This is a genomic window from Xenorhabdus santafensis (assembly GCF_033949405.1).
In the GTDB taxonomy this organism is placed as follows: Bacteria; Pseudomonadota; Gammaproteobacteria; order Enterobacterales; family Enterobacteriaceae; genus Xenorhabdus; species Xenorhabdus santafensis.
Map to the genome: position 1 here is coordinate 1 of NZ_VCDN01000215.1, position 270 is coordinate 270.

1 protein-coding gene is annotated in these 270 nt (G+C 52.6%); it reads left to right on the plus strand.

Annotated elements, in window-relative coordinates; genetic code table 11:
• A partial coding sequence (locus tag FE392_RS19940) for an integrase domain-containing protein (RefSeq protein WP_319931868.1) occupies positions 1-270 on the plus strand: 270 nt, incomplete at both ends.

Sequence of the window (270 nt, forward strand, 5' to 3'; positions counted from 1 at the left end):
GCATTCGGATCGCGGGGCGTTGCTAAACGAACAGTGCAAAATGAAATGGCTGCGCTGCGTAATATCTTCCGCATGGCAGGCAGGGAAAAACTGGAAACTTCTCCGCGTTTGAGTAATCAGGCATTGGGATTAAGTGGAGCCAGTCGCGCGGGAACAAAGCAGGCGATCCCTGATGCCATGTTTCAGGTTGTTTATCAGAAGGCCCTTGAATGGGACGCTGGATTTGCAGCCACACTGAAACTTGCCCGTTTGATGGGGCTGCGTTCTCAG